General features: G+C 39.9%; 17 protein-coding genes, 1 rRNA gene and 2 pseudogenes (1 of these 20 cut by a window edge). 5 read left to right on the top strand and 15 right to left on the bottom strand.

The genetic code is table 11. The features are described 5' to 3' along the window. From ACZ5XR_RS01000 to ACZ5XR_RS00975, 6 genes and pseudogenes are all read right to left on the bottom strand, one after another. A 16S ribosomal RNA gene (locus tag ACZ5XR_RS01000) occupies positions 1 to 617 on the bottom strand; it reaches 933 nt to the left of the window's first position. A gap of 461 nt (positions 618 to 1,078) precedes the next feature. Further along, positions 1,079 to 2,305, bottom strand: a complete 1,227-nt coding sequence (locus ACZ5XR_RS00995) for an amidohydrolase (RefSeq protein ID WP_464499868.1) — start codon at positions 2,303 to 2,305, stop codon at positions 1,079 to 1,081. 604 nt (positions 2,306 to 2,909) lie between these two features. Then, positions 2,910 to 3,290, bottom strand: a complete 381-nt coding sequence (locus ACZ5XR_RS00990; RefSeq protein WP_464499867.1) for a GtrA family protein — start codon at positions 3,288 to 3,290, stop codon at positions 2,910 to 2,912. Then, positions 3,287 to 4,263, bottom strand: a pseudogene (locus ACZ5XR_RS00985) (glycosyltransferase family 2 protein). Before ACZ5XR_RS00985 ends, ACZ5XR_RS00990 begins: the two are co-directional and overlap by 4 nt. Positions 4,264 to 4,284: 21 nt before the next feature. Further along, a complete protein-coding gene (locus ACZ5XR_RS00980; RefSeq protein WP_464502462.1) occupies positions 4,285 to 4,407 on the bottom strand; it encodes a hypothetical protein in 123 nt (40 codons plus the stop codon). Between the two features lie 36 nt (positions 4,408 to 4,443). Beyond that, a pseudogene (locus ACZ5XR_RS00975) lies at positions 4,444 to 4,670 on the bottom strand (mannosyltransferase YkcB-related protein); the annotation flags it as partial. A gap of 335 nt (positions 4,671 to 5,005) precedes the next feature. Between ACZ5XR_RS00975 and ACZ5XR_RS00970 the strand changes: the two are divergent. From ACZ5XR_RS00970 to ACZ5XR_RS00960, 3 genes are read left to right on the top strand one after another with little or no spacing between them, the layout of a single operon-like run. Next, positions 5,006 to 5,224: a histidine kinase dimerization/phospho-acceptor domain-containing protein gene (locus tag ACZ5XR_RS00970; RefSeq protein ID WP_464499866.1), complete on the top strand. Its 219-nt coding sequence runs from the start codon at positions 5,006 to 5,008 to the stop codon at positions 5,222 to 5,224. 20 nt (positions 5,225 to 5,244) lie between these two features. Next, entirely contained in the window at positions 5,245 to 5,424 is a 180-nt protein-coding gene (locus tag ACZ5XR_RS00965) for a hypothetical protein (RefSeq protein WP_464499865.1), read from the top strand. Next, a complete protein-coding gene (locus ACZ5XR_RS00960; protein WP_464502191.1) occupies positions 5,418 to 5,732 on the top strand; it encodes a sensor histidine kinase in 315 nt (104 codons plus the stop codon). The genes ACZ5XR_RS00965 and ACZ5XR_RS00960 overlap by 7 nt, the downstream gene beginning before the upstream one ends. A 78-nt stretch (positions 5,733 to 5,810) precedes the next feature. Here ACZ5XR_RS00960 and yeiL read toward each other — a convergent pair whose 3' ends face one another. After that, positions 5,811 to 6,479, bottom strand: a complete 669-nt coding sequence (gene yeiL / locus ACZ5XR_RS00955) for a transcriptional regulator YeiL (protein WP_464499864.1) — start codon at positions 6,477 to 6,479, stop codon at positions 5,811 to 5,813. 80 nt (positions 6,480 to 6,559) lie between these two features. Here yeiL and ACZ5XR_RS00950 point away from each other — a divergent pair, with 80 nt between their 5' ends. After that, positions 6,560 to 7,732 carry an MFS transporter gene (locus ACZ5XR_RS00950; protein WP_464499863.1) on the top strand — a complete coding sequence of 391 codons (1,173 nt, stop codon included), beginning with the start codon at positions 6,560 to 6,562 and terminating at the stop codon, positions 7,730 to 7,732. 119 nt (positions 7,733 to 7,851) lie between these two features. Here ACZ5XR_RS00950 and nadA read toward each other — a convergent pair whose 3' ends face one another. The 6 genes from nadA to ACZ5XR_RS00920 form a co-directional block, all read right to left on the bottom strand. Then, positions 7,852 to 8,811, bottom strand: a complete 960-nt coding sequence (gene nadA / locus ACZ5XR_RS00945; RefSeq protein WP_464499862.1) for a quinolinate synthase NadA — start codon at positions 8,809 to 8,811, stop codon at positions 7,852 to 7,854. A gap of 398 nt (positions 8,812 to 9,209) precedes the next feature. After that, positions 9,210 to 10,733, bottom strand: coding sequence for a glutamate/gamma-aminobutyrate family transporter YjeM (gene yjeM, locus ACZ5XR_RS00940; RefSeq protein ID WP_464499861.1), 1,524 nt, complete (start codon positions 10,731 to 10,733; stop codon positions 9,210 to 9,212). A gap of 393 nt (positions 10,734 to 11,126) precedes the next feature. Next, a complete protein-coding gene (locus ACZ5XR_RS00935; RefSeq protein WP_464499860.1) occupies positions 11,127 to 12,587 on the bottom strand; it encodes a multicopper oxidase family protein in 1,461 nt (486 codons plus the stop codon). A gap of 839 nt (positions 12,588 to 13,426) precedes the next feature. Continuing rightward, positions 13,427 to 16,003 carry an AAA domain-containing protein gene (locus ACZ5XR_RS00930; RefSeq protein WP_464499859.1) on the bottom strand — a complete coding sequence of 859 codons (2,577 nt, stop codon included), beginning with the start codon at positions 16,001 to 16,003 and terminating at the stop codon, positions 13,427 to 13,429. Between the two features lie 153 nt (positions 16,004 to 16,156). After that, entirely contained in the window at positions 16,157 to 17,440 is a 1,284-nt protein-coding gene (locus ACZ5XR_RS00925) for an AAA family ATPase (protein WP_464499858.1), read from the bottom strand. Positions 17,441 to 17,681: 241 nt separating this feature from the next. Next, positions 17,682 to 17,876: a YwbE family protein gene (locus tag ACZ5XR_RS00920; RefSeq protein WP_464499857.1), complete on the bottom strand. Its 195-nt coding sequence runs from the start codon at positions 17,874 to 17,876 to the stop codon at positions 17,682 to 17,684. Between the two features lie 250 nt (positions 17,877 to 18,126). Between ACZ5XR_RS00920 and ACZ5XR_RS00915 the strand changes: the two genes are divergently transcribed. Then, a complete protein-coding gene (locus ACZ5XR_RS00915) occupies positions 18,127 to 19,053 on the top strand; it encodes a PD-(D/E)XK nuclease family protein (RefSeq protein ID WP_464499856.1) in 927 nt (308 codons plus the stop codon). Positions 19,054 to 19,166: 113 nt separating this feature from the next. Here ACZ5XR_RS00915 and ACZ5XR_RS00910 read toward each other — a convergent pair whose 3' ends face one another. Then, on the bottom strand, positions 19,167 to 19,613 hold the full coding sequence (locus ACZ5XR_RS00910) for an NUDIX domain-containing protein (RefSeq protein WP_464499855.1): 447 nt from the start codon (positions 19,611 to 19,613) through the stop codon (positions 19,167 to 19,169). An 84-nt stretch (positions 19,614 to 19,697) separates the two neighbouring features. Then, positions 19,698 to 20,069, bottom strand: coding sequence for a hypothetical protein (locus ACZ5XR_RS00905; protein WP_464499854.1), 372 nt, complete (start codon positions 20,067 to 20,069; stop codon positions 19,698 to 19,700). Positions 20,070 to 20,104 lie beyond the last annotated feature (35 nt).

Here is a 20,104-nt window from a genome sequence, read left to right as displayed (position 1 = left end):
GCTTTCACATCAGACTTAAAGGACCGCCTGCGCGCGCTTTACGCCCAATAATTCCGGACAACGCTTGCCACCTACGTATTACCGCGGCTGCTGGCACGTAGTTAGCCGTGGCTTTCTGGTTAGGTACCGTCAAGGTACCGGCAGTGACTCCGGTACTTGTTCTTCCCTAACAACAGAGCTTTACGACCCGAAGGCCTTCATCGCTCACGCGGCGTTGCTCCGTCAGACTTTCGTCCATTGCGGAAGATTCCCTACTGCTGCCTCCCGTAGGAGTCTGGGCCGTGTCTCAGTCCCAGTGTGGCCGATCACCCTCTCAGGTCGGCTACGCATCGTCGCCTTGGTGAGCCGTTACCTCACCAACTAGCTAATGCGCCGCGGGCCCATCTGTAAGTGACAGCCGAAACCGTCTTTCAGCTTTTCCTCATGAGAGGAAAAGGACTATCCGGTATTAGCACCGGTTTCCCGGTGTTATCCCAGTCTTACAGGCAGGTTGCCCACGTGTTACTCACCCGTCCGCCGCTAACCAACGGGAGCAAGCTCCCATTGATTCGCTCGACTTGCATGTATTAGGCACGCCGCCAGCGTTCGTCCTGAGCCAGGATCAAACTCTCCAAGAAAGTTGATTAGCTCAAAAATATTACGTTGGCTTCGTTTCGAAAAGAAACGAATATGATTGTTTGTTTACACGTCTTGTTTGTTTAGTTTTCAAAGACCAATTTTTCAGCGCCGCTCAAAAGCGACTTTATTAATATACCATCTCATCTTCAAAGTATCAATTATTTTTTTGAAATAATTTATTTTGAATCAACGACTTGAATCAGCGACATTTACTAATGTTATAGATTCATACTACAATTGTCAACTGTTTTTTATCTTCGTGCGAAGGTAACAACCATGCCATTTTTCCTTAGCTGGAGGTTAATATAACTCACAAAATAGTCAATACATTAAAATGACAAAAGAGTCTCCTTTGAGGTGACCCTTTTATTTATCCAGTCCAAACAGATTATTGAAATTTTCAGTACCCATTCAACATTTCGGTTTGTTGAAAACAAATTTATAATTAAATGGAGCGAGTTTATTCGTTTAATGAACCGGAAACAAGAATTCCATTATAAAATACCGCGTTTCTTTTGGATCGTCTTGCTATAGCTTCTGCCGAACAACTGGCATCGAGTAGAACCATATCGGCCGCATCTCCTGCTTTTGGCCAAACTTGGTTACCTTCTTTGTTTAATGGAGTTTTACCTCCGGTTATATATTTCAACGCCTGAGATAGAGATACCTCATCTGTCCATCTGAAATACTCCAAAAGACGTCCAGCTCTTTCAAGAATATCACCGTTTCCTGTTGGCCACCATGAATCATAAATATTGTCGTTTCCTACTGCTACTTCCACTCCCCATTCCGTTAACAATTTAACTGGAGGAATAGCCCGACCGATTGGCACACTTGTTACGATTGAAATACCGGAGTCCTTTAATATTTCTGCTACTTCATATGCTTCCCCTGTCGAAACATCCCCAAGTCCAAAAGCATGACTGATGGCTACTCTCCCTTCCCAGCCGGCTTGCTTGGTTAAATAGGCAAGCCGTTTCATTGTAAAAGTTCCTAAGTGACCGGGATCGTGCAAGTGGAGATCGATATCTGCATTTCCCTCCACTGCGATGTCCATTAACTGTACTAATGATTCTTCAATATTGTTATCCACCGTCGCTGGGTCCACCGATCCAACAATCCCTGCTCCATTTCGTATTGCGTCTTTAATTAGCTGAATTGTACATGGACGGAGCAAGCCATGTTGGGCAAATGCAACAATTTCAGAACTTAGTTTATTCGAATACGATTCTAATGCTAATTGAACTCCTTCTAAGTTTTGAATCCCCACTTCAGGATAAATATCTACGTGAGTTCTTACATGTGTGGAGCCTGAAGCCAGCAATACCTCAAGTAAGGCTTCTGCGCGTTCTCTTGTACTGGAGGGAATCGATGCAAGAATCTTCTTTTCGAATTCACAGCGTTCAATCACACCTTTTGCAGGGATGCATGCGCTCCATTTTTCACCCATATAGGTTTTATCTAGATGAACATGCTTTTCAATAAAAGATGGAAGCAGCAACAATCCCTTTGCATCCATCGTTGGCAAATGATTTGAAATTGGTTCACCGGCCTTAACAATTTCAGAGATTTTTTCGTCCGAAATGAATAAATTGTATAATTCAGTTTCAGTTCCAACTACTCTTCCATTCTCTTTTTTAAAGCCTACTTCTAATCTCGCATTAATTAACCAATAATTGCTGTTCATATCCATTCTCCTTCGTTCATTATGACAAAGAGAAAAGGGAATACCTTTTTCGAATATCCTCTTTATCCACTGCTTATTTAATCGTTACATCATTTATTTCCAAATAACCAGCTGGACTAATCGAAAAGCCTTACACATTTTTAGCAACAGCTGCAGCATTTTCAATTACCCTTACCGGGATATATGGATCATCTTTCATTTCTTATTATTAAATCAATCTTCTGATTATTAACCAACCAAACTCCAAAAAGATAATTTTATGCACGTAACAATCAACATTCTCAGTGGCACAATTCGTTTCATAAGCATACATCAAACATGCCTTTTATTTAAGTTTTCTCACAGGAACATAAATATCAAAGTTTGCTGAGCTTGTTGTTGGATTAAATTTTCCCTCAAATGTTTCTAAACAATAATACTAAAATTTGAGGATTTTCTATTCTTTTTGACAAAAAACTATTTCAATCAAACGTTTGATTAGTTTCGATAGAAAGTCTTATTTATTAAAGATATTACCTTTATCACTTATAAAATTGTTGTCGAAATTCCTCCTTTAAATATAAGATTTTTCTTGATTAATTTAACAGTTGGCAACAGCACTGCTTTAAGCCGTATTAATGCGCTTGAATACCCAGAGACGGCTGCCGCCATAATTAATCAAAACCCCGACACTGGAAGACATAAGCTTTGACACTAACAATGAATACTCTAAATGGTGAAAGAATTCATTCAGCAATAAGGTCACTACCCCCAACGTCAACATATTAATGAAAATAAATTTTATTGGTTGCTTTAAATTGGGTCTTTCTTTTTCATGAAACGTCCAAAATTTATTGAGGAAATAACTGTTTATTATTCCGCACGAACATGAAACAAACTGGGCTGGAAGTACGGGGATTTCAAGGAAAACCAAGAGTGTAAAAATTAGAATATCTATCCCCGTATTCGTTAGCCCGATTACAACAAATTTTATCAGTGATTTCATGAATGAATCATCCGTTGATTCGGCAGCTTCATTTGTGCTTCCTCTCCGTAAACTTCCTTAACAATGTACAGCGGCCGTCCTTTCGTCTCATCATAGATTCTTCCGATGTATTCTCCCAAAATCCCCAGAATAAGAAGCGTGAAACCATTAAAGACTAGCATAATACTAATCAGTGACGACCATCCCTTTATTGTGGCCTGTGTAAAAAGAGCAAGATATAAGACATATAGCAGATACACGAACCCGATTCCGGATAAAAACAGACCGGAATATATCGCTAGTTTTAATGGCTTATTGAAAAAGAAAGAATCCCATCCAAGCATAGCTTGATCATTCGTTTCAATGGGTATTTGGTTTCGCCTGCAAGCCGCTCTTCCCTGACGTATTCAACGGCCGCCTGGCGGAAACCCACCCAGCTTACCAAGCCGCGGACAAACCGATTGCTCTCCTTTATCCGCCTCATTTGGTTACATACTTTCCGGTCCATCAAGCGGAAATCACCCGTATCAACTGGAATATTAATTTCAGTGGCAGCACTTAGTACCCGATAGAAAACCCGGGCCGATAATTTTTTAAAGATCGTTTCTCCTTTTCGTTTGACCCGTTTGGCATAGACAACCTCGTATCCCTCTTTCCATTTTTCAATCATGGCAATAATTAATTCAGGCGGATCTTGGAGATCCGCATCAATAATGATAACCGCATCTCCTTTCGCATAATCCATTCCTGCAGTAATCGCAATCTGGTGGCCAAAGTTTCTCGAGAAGTCGATGAGCTTCACGGTTTTATCCCATCTGGCACATTCCTTCATCATTTCACAGCATCGATCATGACTGCCATCGTTGATAAAAATAAGCTCATAGCTGTCACCCGTTTGACTCATCACTTTTTTCAGGCGCCGATAGGTTTCTTCAATAACAGCTTCTTCGTTATACATTGGCACTATGACCGAAAAACGAATATTTTGTCCCATTCTTATCCCTCCTCTAGCGTTTTACTTCATATAACGTTCCTGAACCACCTGGACCACGTTGTCCTTGATTAGACGAGCTTCCATTCGCTGATTGCCATTCAGATGACGTATTTCTGTTCCATTCTGCTTAATCCATTGAATCACGTCGGAACTTTGTCCTCCCATCCCACCTCGGTCCGAGATAAGGAAGTATTTCACTTTGCCGGTTTTGACGAGTTCCTTTAGTTTGGTAACAGAGTAAACAGGGGCATTACCAGAAAATCCCCCCATCTAATGACTGACTCACCTTGATCAATGATATAAGGCGCAGCTGTTTGATAACTGGTTGTCGCAAATAGGTATTGTTCACCTGTGTTATGTGTTTTGAGATAATTCAAGGTTTTTTGATCCAAACTCTCACTGTTCATACCGCTACGTTTACTACCTTGATTAGTCGGCAGCTGGAAGTTGTTTGGCTGCCCTTTACCACTATTTTGTGATGATGTGGTTCCATTCGGATTGAAGGCAGTTATTGCTCTTCCAGGAGGTCCTCCCATTCCACCGTTTGTAAAAGGTCCTGCCTGTGGCGTCATACTGTTACCGCCATACGTAAGCGGACTTGGAATCTATATAAGAGTTCTTAAGAAAACGCTTGTGCCATTATCAAAGATTGTTGGAACGGTAAAGAAGACCAATGCAGGAAATTCGGCCGGGCGTCTTCCAGCATGCCATTAAATGAATCTGCCAACCGGTCGATTTCCTCTTGTCCCTGATCAACCAGCGATTGGAAGAATCATTTGAATATGAACGGGAAACGAAGGAGCAAATGAGACGTTTTATTGCCGATACCTCTCACGAACTGCGGACACCGCTGACCTCGATACGCGGGTTTCTTGAAGTGTTATTGAGAGGTGCAGCAAATCGGCCGGAGCAGCTTTATAAAACATTGAATAGTATGCACGGGAAACAAAACGGATTATAAAGTTGGTGGAGGACTTATTATTGCTGACAAAGTTGGACCAGGCTCCTGCATTGCAGGTTTCAAAGATTAATTTTTCCGAGTTAATAAGGGAAATAGATCCGCAGTTAAATATGCTGGCTGACGGGCGTACTGTGGATTTTGACATTACTGAGGGTTTGTTTGGATCCTTCGAAGTAGATAAAATGAAGCAGGTATTCTGAACTTATTTAATAATGCAGTTCAACATACAGATCCAATTGCTGGTTCTATTAAAGTTTCCCTAGTGGCATCCGGGGGTTACTCAGAATTTTCGGTTAAGGATAATGGATCTGGAATAAATAGAGAAAGCCTGTCACATATTTTCGACCGCTTTTACCGGGCAGATTCGTCCCGGACAAGGCAATACGGAGGAGCAGGACTTGGTCTATCGATTACCAAATCAATTGTGGAAGCTCATGGCGGAAGGATAGAGGTGGAGAGTGAGGTTGGCCGTGGTACAACCTTTCGTGTGTATTTTGCGTTATTGTAAGTATCTTTTCACAAACAGTGCCTGTCACTCCCCGAACCATGTCAATGAATTTGACAAAATGCGGGTGGTGACAGGCACTTAATTCCTCAATACTACAGAAAGTTCATTTAATTTATCATGCCTCTGAATGCGGTACTGATGCCCTTCCTTTTTCAAATACCCTTTATCACAAAATTGTGCAAAGACATGCAATAAGTGGCGATAGGATACGCCAAGAAAATCACAAACAGTCACGTGTTTCTCTTTATATACATCTTCATCAGCAGTTTGCAAGATAAAATCTGCCAGCCGATTTTCAAACGGGAAAACTAGGCTTTGTGAATACTTTACTGCCATTATGGATGCTTTCATACTTAAAAATTTGGTTAGTTCACGAAGAAAGACCACGTCTTCCAGCAATTGTGTGCGGCAGTGATGAAAAGGAATCGCGAAGCAAATGGTCTTCGTGGAGGTTTGAATCCCTTTTGTATTGTACACTTCATTTAAAAGTTCCATTTCCCCAATATAATCATGTGAATTGATAAAATTAATTAAGGAAACCTTCCCATTTTGATGCGTTATGTAAATTTTTGCTTTCCCTTCAATGACGTAATATAAAAAACTAGGCCGCATGCCTTCTCGAATAATCCATTCATCACGCTTATATTCATGTACTTCAATAAACTCTTCAATTGGAAAAGAAAATAAATGCGAAATCGAGTATTCCTCTAAATAACGCTGTCTTTTCTCCTTTTTGTATATTTCCATAATCCACCTCAAAAATATGAGATATCTCATATTATTGTCTGCGACTCCATGATATCATGCAAGCATTGGGGGAATCTACAATGAATACACAACGCTGGATGAGTAGACAATTTTTCAGCTTCTATATGACATGGGGGATTTTTCTGCCCTATTGGACAGGGTGGATGATTCATGCAAAAGGAATGACCATTTCACAAGCGAGTTTGATTATGAGCTTAGGGCTGATGGCAAGAGGACTTTCCACATTATTTGCCTTTCCTTATTTATCAGGAAAATTTAGCAGTAAAATCTTACTAAACGGAATGTCTTTCGGTACGCTCCTTGCCATTCTTTGTTGTATCCCGGCCAAGTCCTTTGCCAGCTTACTTGTCGTAAATTTATTTTTGCATTTATTTTACCCTACATTAATGCCTGCTTTAGACAGCGCAGCTAGTGTTCTAATGCAGCATAAGCAATTAAAACATTACGGGAAGAGCCGCTCTTGGGGATCGATTGGGTTTGTCGCAGCTGGTACAATTTTGACTTTCTTTACAGGGGCACTCGGGAACGAAGTGATTTTATGGGCGCTGTTATTCCTCACATTGATATTCGTTTGTCTTGGAATGATGCGTGCACCCGCTGTTTTATCTCAAAAACCACAAGCAGATCAGTCAAAAAAAGGCGGCTTGTTAAAATTATTGCGCATTAAACACTTTGGAATCGTGCTCGTCATTGTGATCTTACTACAAGCGGCACACGCTTCTTATTACAGCTATGGCTATCTTTATTTACAAGAAATCCACGCACCTGAATACTTAATTGGTGTGATTCTTAACATTGCGGTAATCTCCGAAATCATTTTCTTTTTGAATGCCGATCGGACATTCCGAAAATTTTCAGCAGGCTCCTTATTGACGATGGCGGCACTTGGTTCAACCATACGTTGGATATTGATATTTGCCTTTCCTAATGTCATTGTGTTCTGTATTGCCCAAACCTTGCATGCATGTTCATTTGCAATGGGGCATTATGCGTTTATGAAATACTTAATCAAAAATATCCCACATGAGCAGATTCCGAAGGCACAAGGAATCTACTCGGCGCTGGCACTCAGCTGGAGCACAGCGGTGTTCACTATTTTCGGCGGGTATTTATACGAAATTGAGCCAAGATACGCCTTTCTCGGGATGATTGTTTGCAGTGTTCCTTCGATGCTGCTTGCACTTGTATATAAGAAACGGGGCCATGAAAAGGTACTCAAAACCTCAGGTTAAATAACTATTGAAAGGAGCCTATCTGTAAATCCCTATATCAGTTGGCTCCTTTATTCAAGAACAAAAAAGGCTAGCCATGTGGCTAACCTTTTTATTTTACAAAACGTTTTTTATTCCCCTTAACCAATGGATACCATACGCTCAATGGCAAGCTTTGCACGGTCAGCGATATCAGCAGGAACCGTGATAACATGCTTGTTTTCTTTTAAAGCAGCCAAAACTTTTTCAAGTGTAATCAGTTTCATAAAAGGACAAACAGCTTCTGGATTAGCTGGGATAAACTTTTTCTCAGGATTTTGTTTTTGCATCTGATGAATAATTCCTACTTCTGTAGCGACGACAAATTCTTCTGCCTCTGATTCTTTAGAGTGTTTTAACATATTGCCCGTTGATAGAATATGAGTTTTCTCTTTTGGCAAAACGCCTTCAGACATTAAATACATGCTAGATGTAGAGCATCCACATTCCGGATGCACAAGCAGGTCGGCTTCAGGGTGCTGTGTAAGAACATTATCTACCTGATGCGGAGCAATTCCGGCATGAACGTGACATTCACCCAGCCAAATGTGCATGTTTTCACGACCTGTTTCACGCTTCACAAAATTCCCAAGGAACATATCAGGCAAGAAAAGGATTTCTTTATCTTCAGGAATGGACCGGACAATATCCACGGCATTCGAAGAGGTACAGCAATAATCACTTTCTGCCTTCACTTCAGCCGTTGTATTCACATAAGCAACCACAACAGCTCCCGGATGCTCAGCTTTCCATTCTCTCAGTTGATCCGCTGTGATGGAATCTGCTAAGGAGCAGCCTGCTTCAAGGTCTGGAAGAAGCACGGTCTTCTCCGGGTTCAAAATCGCAGCTGTTTCTGCCATAAAATGAACACCACAGAACACGATTACATCAGCATCAGTGTCTACTGTCGCACGTGCAAGATGAAGTGAATCACCCAATACGTCTGCAATATCCTGAATCTCTGGTAGTTCATAATTGTGAGCGAGCAAAATCGCGTTTCTCTTTTTCTTCCATTCTTGGATTTCCTCAATTATGCGGCTTTGCGTTTCAGTCATTGTCATTTTAATGTTCCTTCCTGTTATTTATTGTATTGCAAACATCCCAATATATATTTCGATATTTATATACACATTTGTGAAAACATTCACATTTTTATCTCAGCTCAGCAAAGTGGCCAGCTGTATAGTCTCAACACATGTCAATAATAAGAACGGCATTTCCTTTTTCAAAGTAAACACATACAGTTAACAACTGTCTTGACATCTATATTTACATAGAATTAAACGAAAAACAAGATTTTTCTTATGGAAATTATGATTTTATTCAAGAATAATAGAATTCTTTAATGAAAGCAGAAAAGGAACGAAAGAAGGCTGCTTTTAAAATTAGAAAAAAGATGAGGTCTTTAGACAAGAAAAAAAGTGAAGCACATTGTGCTCCACTTTTTTTGAATGAAAGGCTAACTGATTTTCTTTAGGTTCTGCTTTGGTGCATCATGCATTTTTTCATATTTGCTATACATGAACCATGCAATAACCGAGAAAATAACAGGACCGGCCACACTCCAAATGGTTGTTTGCATATCCCCTTCTATCGCTGGCTGGATGATACTAAAGAAATTTGCAAGTCCAACGGTTAGAACAACAACCCATGCCCAAAAATTTGCGGCTCCTTGCGTTTTAAATACGGTAAATGGCTTTTTGATTTCCACTTTTTTCTTAAAATACGGGAATGCCATTGCTATAAAGACATACGGTATGGTCATGGCCACGTTAGTCATCGATACGAGTATGTTAAAGAATGCGGCCATTGTGCTTCCACCGAAAGCGATTAGTGCGATCATGACACAAACAATAGCAGCTTGAACCCACATCGCATTAACAGGCAGCCCATTCTTTGTTTCACCGATTTTTCCAGGCCACAGTCTCTTAGGTGTTCCTTCAATCATCTGCTTTAAAGGTGAAAACATCAAGGTAAAGAACGCACCGGACAATGCCAGGAACATCGAAATTCCGATGAATCTTGCAACCCCTGCTCCTAAAGCTGCAGCTGTAGCATGGCTTGCTCCAAAAGCGGTACCTAGTGAGTAGCCTAAATTGGCCATAACGATATAACTTGCGTTTCCAAGGTTCACATTTGAAATACCCATTACAGCTGCCCAGTTTGTGAATATTCCAATTAACAGGATTCCTAATGAATACCCTATAGTGATGATGGCTGCAGATATAAGAATTCCTTTCGGAAACGTTTTTTCCGGATTTTCTGTTACATCCACCAAACCGCCTACTGCTTCAAGTCCGCCATAAGCGAACAGGGCATAGACAACAAATGCCAATGCAGCAATAATATCTCCTGCATATTGTGGATTTGGTGTTTGCATAAAGGAATGCAACCCTAAAATCGGCTGCGCCAAATGTCCATGGTTTCCAATCAGTACGGCGATTGCACCAACCCAAAGGAATACATTCAATAACAAGACGGCAGTACCACCTAAAGAGGTTACTTTCTTAATCTTATCCAGGCCCTTTGTTGAGGTATAGGTGACGATCAGAATCCATACAATTCCTAAAACTCCCAGAACCTGAGGTCCTTTAAGACCTAAAAAAGCCCAGCTTTGTGTTGTATCTTTCCCAAAGATGGCATTTGACACCGGAACCCACATACCGGACGCTACGTTAACCATCCAAGTGACATAAGAAAAATACCACATGAACGTTCCAATAAAGGCAAATTTAGGACCGATCGATTTTTCCATCCATGAGTAGATCCCACCCTTTTCCTCTTTAAAGGCGGCACCAAATTCAGCTACCATTAATGCAAAAGGAACAAAGAAGGCTATGGCTGAAATGATATACCAAGGAATAGCGGCATAACCCATTTTATAAAATGATCTTGGAATGTTGTTAAATCCATAAACAGAAGTAAAAATCATTAATACTAGGGATATTAAAGTCAATTTTTTGGTTGTGTTTGTGTTTGACACACATTTTCCCCCCTAATTATTGTTATCATATACCTTCAACAGGGAATGTTTACTCGGTAAATATTTCAATATCAGCAAGGCATAAAACAGAGTAGAATTGTGTTTTACAGAAGTGTTTGCCAAAACTGATAATATGGATTCCTCCTTTAATCATACTTGAAAACGTTTTCTCCCCTTGCTTCTTTATTATATAGGAATAATTCTATAGCAACTATAATCCACTGTTACAATCATATGAACAATTTAAATAAGTCGATAAAAAAACTCATGTACTTATGTACGGATCATTGCATTCATCTGGGAATTTTTACATGTGATAGACAGCACGGTTTTTGTCCACTTTAAGCATAAAGAACGGACTAGCTCTTAGAGATAGTCCTTTTAGTGGTTATTCTACATGTTCATATCGTTTTTAGGCAGTTTTTTTGATACTGAAGATTCTGTACCGGGTTTTACAAGTAAGAATTGCCCCATCATCCCATCATCTTCATGTTTTAATAAATGACAATGATACATAAGCGGGTGATTAGGATCGGCATAGTTTGCAAATTCCACTGCGAGTCTAACGGTTGCTCCATTTGGAATAAACACGGTATCTTTCCTTCCGCTTTCATATTCTGGCGGCTTTTCCCCGTTTATGTCCAATATTCGAAATGACGCATCGTGAATATGAAAGTTATGAGACGATCCAAAATTGTCAATTTCCCATATTTCTTTGGCCCCTGCCGGCACAACCTCATCAATTCGGTCCATATTCATCTTGTTGTCATTAATCTCGGCATCCATTGTCATTTTAAATTGACGAACTTTCGCATTCTTTGGAACCTCAATAGGCGGTACAGTAGAAAGCTGACTGGCTATTGGGGCTGACTTTGTTAATTTAGGAGCTGCTACCATTTTCAGCAAATCAAAATCTCCATTTCCAATCTCACCGCCACTGCTGTAGCTATGGAGAATGGTTTTCTCTCCCGGCTTAAATGAAACCACAATCTCTGCACGCTCTCCCGGACTTAACATGAAGCGTTTTAAGGTGATTGGCTTCTGCAAAAGACCGGAATCATTGGCTACAATTTTAAAAGACCTGCCATCCGTAAAACCAAAATTATAGGCTCTCGCATTGGAAGCATTAAGCAGTCGAAACCGCACTTGACTGGCTGTTACCTTTAGAAACGGGTCATATGTACCATTCACAAGGATATCATTCCCCATTGTACCGTAGGTGGTACCGTCTTTTTCGGATAACTGCCCATCTTTTGTAAACTTTTTATCTTGCACAATAAGCGGAATATCATCGACACCATAATCAGAAGGCAATTTTTTTGAATCCTGATCATCAATAATAAACATCCCTGCAAGTCCACGGTACACATGTTGTGCTGTTTTCCCCATCACGTGAGGATGGTACCAGAGTGTTGCAGATGGTTGGTTTATGGTCCAATATGGCGACCAGGTTTTTCCTGCCTCAATCATCTGATGCGGGCCCCCATCCATAACGGGCGGTAATTTCATTCCATGCCAATGTAAAGTTGAGGCCACGTCCAAATGGTTCACAACATCAAAGGCAACATGGTCACCGCGCGAAACCCTGATCGTTGGACCAAGATAGGAACCATTGAGTCCCCATGTTTTCGTCTGTTTCCCTGGCAAAAATTCCGTCGTTCCTGCTTGCATGGTCAGCTTAAAATGTTTTGTGCCATCCGAGCTAATCGTAGGCTGAAGAAGTTGCGGAATGCGTAAAGGATTTTTAAAATGTAACGTACCTACATTTGTTGCCTTATTATCACCACTACAACCAGCCAATCCAAAAACAAGTAACAAAAATAAGGGGATCATTAATTTATTATATGCCTTCAATGTTGACGTTTCCTTTCTATTCTAATCTCTTATTATTTCAATATATGAATTATCTATTATCCTATAAATCAATGATAAACTTGATAAAATAAAAATTCAATATAACAAACTTCCCTTGTATATAGGTGTTTAACGTGCACTAAAATTTTTGAGTATAAGGAAAACGGCATCCTGGAAAAGAAATTTGATGAATGCCGACAACGACTGACTAAAATCCATTTTAATCAAACGTTTGATTAAAACCCGAGCAAACCCTTTGAAAAAATGAACCTTTGATTGCTGTTTGGAATATTTTTTGTCGAGAAATTCGTGGAGGTTAATCGACCAAATTCCCCAATCCAACATAATTTTTATTACTCGACAAGTTATAATGATATCTGACAAAAAAAGAGTTTACCCAAACGTTTGATTAGATTTCATCTAAAGCATTGAACAATATGCGTTTTCCTCTTCAAATCAGTGAAAAGTTTGTCAAAAAGGCAAATTCATCTCACTTCCTTTAAATAAGAAGTCTTGTCCTTAATTTGAGTAACCAGCGATTGTAAAATAAGCGGAGATTTTCCTGTTAGATGCAGAATAGAGCTTTTTTCAGGGAATATAAGGGGATGTTTTCCGATTATGCATAGCAAAATGGCCCATTTTCACGTTTTTCGAGTCAATAGGCGGAATCTCTCCGCCTATTCAAGCCATTTTCGGTGCAATTTACTAAATAAGAGAAATTTATCCTTCTATTTATCCGATTGGGTGCTTAACCTGATCCTCCAATCGATAAGATCCCAGATGTATCGGCACTTAAAATAGACGCAAGAATAGATTCCTGCGCCTTTTTGATTTACCAGCTACCACAATGAATTGGCATCTACCTTTTCCTCGCAGCGATTACATTCGACTACACCATTCATGCCTTCACCTGCTGCTTCAAATGTCTCATTACAATTCCTGCATCTTAAATCCACATAATCAATATACTTTTGCAATAAAAAGCGCGATACCCCGCCTTTATTCCCGCAATAATGACAGACTAACAAGATTTTCCCTGTTGGTGTTGTCTCCGCCTTCCTTCTGCTCCGACAGGCTGGGCATTGATCCCATGAGGCAATGTATTTTCCTAAGGTAAGAGAAGGCCGGGAGCTCTTGAACTTTTGCTGCCCTTCACCTTGTAGGGATTTCGTTGCTGTTCCCCAGTTAAGATAACTCGTTAATAGCTTTACCACTCGTTTTGATACAAGCCTAGATTTAATAAATGGGCCCTCAGGAGAATATTCCATATTGCTATTTTTCATAACGGGAGTTCCCACCCATAGTATTTCGCCATCAATAATGATAAAAGGCATGACGAGATCATTTTGGATGATATCAAATGACTTTAAGGGTATGTCCTCTTTCCTTCGTGTGATAAATGTGACCCTACTTTCTTTTTCTTGTAACGCATGCCAAATAGTTTGGTCTATTTTTGCAGGAAAAGGTGCTGAAATGATCATCTGCTTTGCATTCGCTATATCCTTAAGCAATTGAATATTGTCCCGTTCATCAAACCATTTCAGGTTCTCGTTGTAGGTTTCTTTTAAAACGGAAGGAAGCTCATGGCGAGTATACGTCTTATTATGGTTATATAAATGGTCGGTTAGCGCCCGGGCCGCTTTTGATGTTGAAACCCTTGGTTCCAGGTATTGGCGGTCCACTATGTTTATCAGCTTTCCTTTGGCACGTGTTACAGCCACGTTGATCAAACGGTCACTCTTCTCATCGGTCAACAAAATCCCGGCACATGGCTGCGGATAGCTGTCCGTAAAGTCAAATACCATCATATCTCTTTCAGAGCCCTGGAATTTGTGTACGGTGGCCGCGATGATCTTCGTATCACCCGTTGTATTCTCAGGAATCAAATCTTGTATCAGAGCGGCAAGCAATCTAGCTTGCGCTTTATAGGGGGCAATGAACCCGATCGAGTTGATTCCATTTGCTTTTCCAGAAAGGATCAATTGCATGGAAATGAAGGCGGACATTAGGTTGAAACGAGAATTAGATTCCGAATCTTTCAAGCAGTAGGCTCCCATTTTGGAAAGGTCCACTAACGTGGCTGCTTCTTTTGGGAACGGCTGCTGATTGGCAACTAGCTGCCTTTTCTTCTGTACGGAGTCATGGTCATATACGTTATTTTTATAGATAAAGCTGTTGGTAAAACTTGAAATCTCCGGATGCATTCTTCGCTGTTCTTTCAGTATAAAAAGGTTCGGATGCTCTTCCCCTCGTTCCACTGCCTCCACGATTTTTGCACCATGGAAAATGTCCCGCTTTAGCCACATCTCTATTAATTTTGATTCCGCCATCGCAATAGGAGGCAATTGCTTGAAGTCTCCGCAAACCACGATTCTTTTTCCTAATGAAGAGGCGAAGGCTACCTGCGGGATGTAAGCCATACTCACCTCATCGACAACGACTAAATCATAATCCTGTTCATAAATAAGCGGGTCCATCGCTGCTTTCGAAAGAGTTACCCCAAAAACAGCAGCCTCCTGCACATATTGCGATTCTTCATGCGCAATCTTCGACCGTAAAGCTTTAAGTTCGTTTGCAACTTCCGCTAGTTTCCTCGGGTTCGTTTTGGTTTGCAGCAGCCTTACTTTCTCTGATTCTAACTTGCTAATCTTTGTTTGCGTTTCCGGGTTTTTCATTTCCACAAGCTTAGCACAAAGAAGGTCCTCCTGTTCCTTTACCTTAAGATCTGCGCTAAAACCATACCGTAAAATTTCGCCAGACTTCCACATTTGTTTCTTTTGAATAAACTCGGCTATTTCTAAAAGCAGCACGTCGACGGCTGCATTACTGTGCGCCATGACGAGGATTTTTTTCCCCCATAAATACTGCTGGGCAATCATCCTTGCGAGGGTATAGGTCTTTCCGGTCCCTGGAGGTCCCCAAATATAGGTAGTGGGATTATATTTTGCTCTTAATGTCACCTCATGGACGGGTTTCTTTACCTTTTCCTTTGGATGCTTTGCGGGTGATTTCCCCGAGAGCAGGCGCTTCACCCGATTTTGTTTATTGGCATTTCCTTTGATGGAATCGAATCTTTTGGATAAAGCTTCAAGGAGCTCCCATGGTTCACTGAAAAGAAACGCTTCCTGGATCTCATTACCGAAATAGGTATCCAGTTCTAAGATAACATCAAAACCTTCTACTGATACGATACGACCAGAATAAGATTGATTTCTAAATTCTACTCGGATAGGAGTACTTTCAGGGAGGTATGCATCGGACGCAAGCATAAACCAGTAGGTTGCTCCCTTTTCGTGCTTGTGAAGACACTTCCCATCCGTAATCATAAACCTCGTCCCACCCTGTGTTTTTAAGTGGTTCACTTCTATCGCTAAGGCCCTTTTCCACTGTTCGATTACTTCTTGAATGCTGGCCATTGTATCTCTTGATTCCCCTTTAATAAAATCCGATCTGAAAAATAATAGTATACTTCAAATTTAGTAAAAAGAGCGTTAGTAATTTTTCCAAAAATAAAAAGACATAGAAAGACTATGTCTCAAAGCACACTTTTGATCGAATCCTAAAACCTATTAATCATTGGAGAATCCTGAAAAACCAATCGATTTAGCTAAAGGTTCATCCCAGGTTTTCTTTAGTTGTTTTTGCTGCGTTGCCTTTAAGTCCGCACATATACCGGCAATATCAACTTTTTGGTCGTAATGCCACTCAAGGGCAATCGACGTGTAAAGTTCGTTCAGTTGGGCATAAGAAAATCCAGTTGTGGCCGACACCACTTCATCGATTTCCTCTTCAGATAAAATAAGATTCATTTTCTTATAGAGTAAATATTGATGGCGAAGCTCCTTCGTAGGATTTTTAATCTCATAGGCCCGATCAAAACGCCCAGAGCGGTTCATCAAGGCTGGGTCAATTTTTTCCGGATAATTAGTCGTTCCGATTAAGAAAATTCCTTCTCTGGAGGTTGCCCCGTCTAAAATATTTAAAAACACCGATCGCACTTCAGCTGGCATCGAGTCAATATCTTCAATAACCAGGACCATTGGGGCTAGTTTTAAGACCGATTGAAATACCTCTTTAATGGTATAGCTTGATGTAAATTCAGTAATTTGCCAATAGGCAACAGGCGCGTTGATACTGCTGGCAATGGATTTCACCAGTGTTGTTTTTCCATTTCCCGGCTTTCCATAAAAGAGTACTCCCCTTTTATATGGAATATCATATTTTTTGAAAAACTCTCCACTTCCGGAGAAAAACTGATCAATGGATCGGTAAATTTCCTTCTTTAGGGAATCATCTAAAAATACATCGTCCCTGCTGACTAAACTGTTAATATTGGCAATTTCTGTTTCAACACCATCATCCGTATCCGTAAAAATCGTCACATAGTTTTTAATATAGTCTCGTTTTCTTTTTAGAACATACTGGAGGAAAGAAACCAAACATGCGTCATTTTTGGCAAAAATGAAATCCCGATCTCTTTCGCCATCGCTTTGGAAAATTTCAACACGTGAAAGTGCTACTCCATAATTGGGATAATAAAAAAGACCATTCATCATTCTTGGTTTTATAATGAGCTCCATCGTTTTATTCGTATGGGAAGACGAGATCGTTTTTGTTTCACCTTCTTTATAAATATGGCTAAGAAGCTGTACCTCCGGAGATTTCACTTTCAAGTCTTCCTCAAGGATATCCCAAATTTCATTGGAGGTATCTTCATCAGAATACATTTGAAAATCAGTATCAAGCTCATCATGAAGCTTCTTTTGTATTAAAGAGATTACCTTATTATAGTCATAATAATAGGGCAATATCTGTCTCTCTATTTTATCTATCTCAAAGATATATTTTTTCATAGATTCTCCTATTCAATAAATGATGTCCATTCCATTACATTCGACAATAAGAAATTTAAACCCTTCAAACAATTTAATCAATGAAAAATAAAGAGAGTAATAGGTAAATTACAAACCCATGCGCTCTCTTTATCATTATAAGAAGACTTCTATTAAATGGATGTGAGGTTTCAACGTCACATCTATTTTTATAGTTAACTTTTTTAAAAAATACGAACCCTTGCGATTAATCAGAAAGATCCTAGTCCACTATTTCCTTCACTCTGCCTACAATCCCATCCTCCAGCATAACCTTAATACCATGGGGGTGTGTGGCAGAATTGGTTAGTAATTTGGAAACGACACCTTCTGTTAACTTTCCAGAACGTTGGTCTTGCTTTTGGACCACTCTTACTTTTATTCCTGGTTTTATATTTTGCCTTACAGTACCTGACATATTTTTTTACCTCCTTTGATTTAAATAAGATTAACATATTTCTTAGATAAGCCAAGGATTGCATAAATAAAATTTGGCTTTTTAGGTATATTGGACAGATATTAAGTGTCATTAGTAGATATAGGAAATGTAGATTTCTACTGTTCTAAACATCTTAACAGGTTTAAAATTGATAAGAATCCTTACAGGGATACTATTCCCCATTACACTATATATAGCGTGGTGACGCCACTTTATTAGGAGGACTTTCATGTACGTTCATCGTGATTTCCCCGATTTTTCCTGGTCCAACTCGAGACATAAAACATTTCTTGAGTGTGGAAGAAAATATTATCATCAATACTATGAATCACATAATGGCTGGTTATTTGAATCTCCGGAGGAAATTAAAGCAACTTACCGCCTTAAAAACATCAAAAATATTCCCATCCTTTTGGGAGATGAAATCCACAAAGCTATCGACCGGCAGCTCAAAAATTTTCTGAATGGAAAAATGCTTTTTACCGAAGCCGAGATGATGGCGATCGTAACCAAAAATCTGAATAAGGCTTATCTAGATTCTACCAAGTATCGTCAGTCATGGTTCCATAAGCCAAAGAGATACCAAATGCTCCATGAAATCTATTATGGGGGTGGGCTTAGCCAGGAGGAAATTGTTGCTGCAAAGGCGAAGCTGGAAATGTGCGTGAACCACTTTTTCACAAGCAAGACCTACCAGGACATTCTGACAAAGCTCGAAATGCACGTATTACATTCAGAGGATTTTCAAACATTTGAAGTCAATGGAGTGGATGTTTTCGTTGTGCTGGATTTTGTTTACAAGGATGTAAGTCAGGAGAAATGGATTGTCGTCGACTGGAAGACCGGCAAAGAGTCTGAGGATGACCGTAAACAGCTGGCCTTTTATGCGCTCTTTCTGTCACAGATGCACAACATCCCGATTGAGGACATCATTCTTCGCAATGAATATTTGTTGTCCGGCAAAAGCCAGGAATATAGATTAACAGAGTTTGAACTCGATTCTGCTCAAGCATTAATGAATGACAGCATCTATCATATGCTGAAATATCTTGAAGATCCTGTGAAAAATAAGCCGCTCGCTATCGAATATTTTGAAAAGACAGAATCAAAAAGATGCCAGAGCTGCAATTTTAAAGAAAAATGTTTGGTCTTGTAAGAAATCCGGGCATCTAGCAAGCTTCTAAGTGACCAATACCTCTTCTTAAACTCGCTAAACAACAAAAACGGCCTTCATTTTTTGAAGACCGTCTTATTTTTTTCTTTCGAATTTTATCTAATTGGAAAACGTTTGATCAGGTTCCAAACCAAAGGGCTTGTCCGCTCTGGTAATGCTTGAATCGGGAAAAACTGAGCATCAATCGTTTCCTTTCCATCAATTTTGATGGAATGATTTTTGATATCCTTTGAAATATAAACGATGGATACGGGATAGAATTCATCACCATTTGCTAGTTTTCTAAAATACTGCTTGCCTGAATAAACATCGACTAACTGAAGCTGGCCGATCTCCACTCCTGTTTCTTCAAATACTTCTCTTCTTGCTGCTTCCTCTGCAGACTCTTCTAACTCTAAAAGCCCGCCTGGCAGAGCCCAAACTCCTTCCGGACGCTTTTGTAAAAGAATCTCTTCCTTTTCATTTATGACACCAACCACTGCGCCCACCAAAATGAGCGGTTGGGTTCCAATTACCTTTCGCAATTCCTCAATATAGCCCATTGCCAATCCTCCAAAAAGTTCCCCATTTTCCTCCATTATATATGAATACGCCGGATGGGAATAACCCTTTACATCTACCTGCCCTTAAGAGTTGGATAATTCCTTTATCTTACCAATCCAATCCTTGAAGCTTCCAAATTCACTTGAATCAAATCCGAAATGTGCTTTTATTTGGCTGACAGATTCGCTCTCTTGATGATGAAACACGCCATCTGCGTAAATAAGCTGAAAAATTTCAGCTAAGACGATATTTTTAGTTCGTTCGGTTTTGAATATCTCAAGAATATCCTCCATCATGAGGCCTTTTAATTGATAATCCTCAAGATCCATTTCCTTTTTAAACTTATTAATAATTGTTTCTTCAAATATAGAACGATTCCCATCAATCGCAGCCATCAGGTTTGCCAGTTCAAGGAAAGCTTCTTTCTCTTCTTGGTGAAGTTCTGCTAAGAACAAAACACACATCTCCTTATTTCCTTTGTATTATATAT

It is taken from the genome of Neobacillus sp. Fa239, from assembly GCF_055395235.1.
The sequence above is the reverse complement of the archived record's forward strand: the minus strand, read 5'-3'. Positions and strand labels throughout refer to the sequence as shown.

What these genes read in the sequence shown, in the direction of transcription:
- ACZ5XR_RS00995 (WP_464499868.1), bottom strand. Translation starts at nt 2,305, where the DNA reads ATGAACAGCAATTATTGGTTAATTAATGCGAGATTAGAAGTAGGCTTT.
- ACZ5XR_RS00990 (WP_464499867.1), bottom strand. Translation starts at nt 3,290, where the DNA reads ATGAAATCACTGATAAAATTTGTTGTAATCGGGCTAACGAATACGGGG.
- yeiL (WP_464499864.1), bottom strand. Translation starts at nt 6,479, where the DNA reads ATGGAAATATACAAAAAGGAGAAAAGACAGCGTTATTTAGAGGAATAC.
- ACZ5XR_RS00950 (WP_464499863.1), top strand. Translation starts at nt 6,560, where the DNA reads ATGAATACACAACGCTGGATGAGTAGACAATTTTTCAGCTTCTATATG.
- nadA (WP_464499862.1), bottom strand. Translation starts at nt 8,811, where the DNA reads ATGACAATGACTGAAACGCAAAGCCGCATAATTGAGGAAATCCAAGAA.
- ACZ5XR_RS00930 (WP_464499859.1), bottom strand. Translation starts at nt 16,003, where the DNA reads ATGGCCAGCATTCAAGAAGTAATCGAACAGTGGAAAAGGGCCTTAGCG.
- ACZ5XR_RS00925 (WP_464499858.1), bottom strand. Translation starts at nt 17,440, where the DNA reads ATGAAAAAATATATCTTTGAGATAGATAAAATAGAGAGACAGATATTG.
- ACZ5XR_RS00920 (WP_464499857.1), bottom strand. Translation starts at nt 17,876, where the DNA reads ATGTCAGGTACTGTAAGGCAAAATATAAAACCAGGAATAAAAGTAAGA.
- ACZ5XR_RS00915 (WP_464499856.1), top strand. Translation starts at nt 18,127, where the DNA reads ATGTACGTTCATCGTGATTTCCCCGATTTTTCCTGGTCCAACTCGAGA.
- ACZ5XR_RS00910 (WP_464499855.1), bottom strand. Translation starts at nt 19,613, where the DNA reads ATGGGCTATATTGAGGAATTGCGAAAGGTAATTGGAACCCAACCGCTC.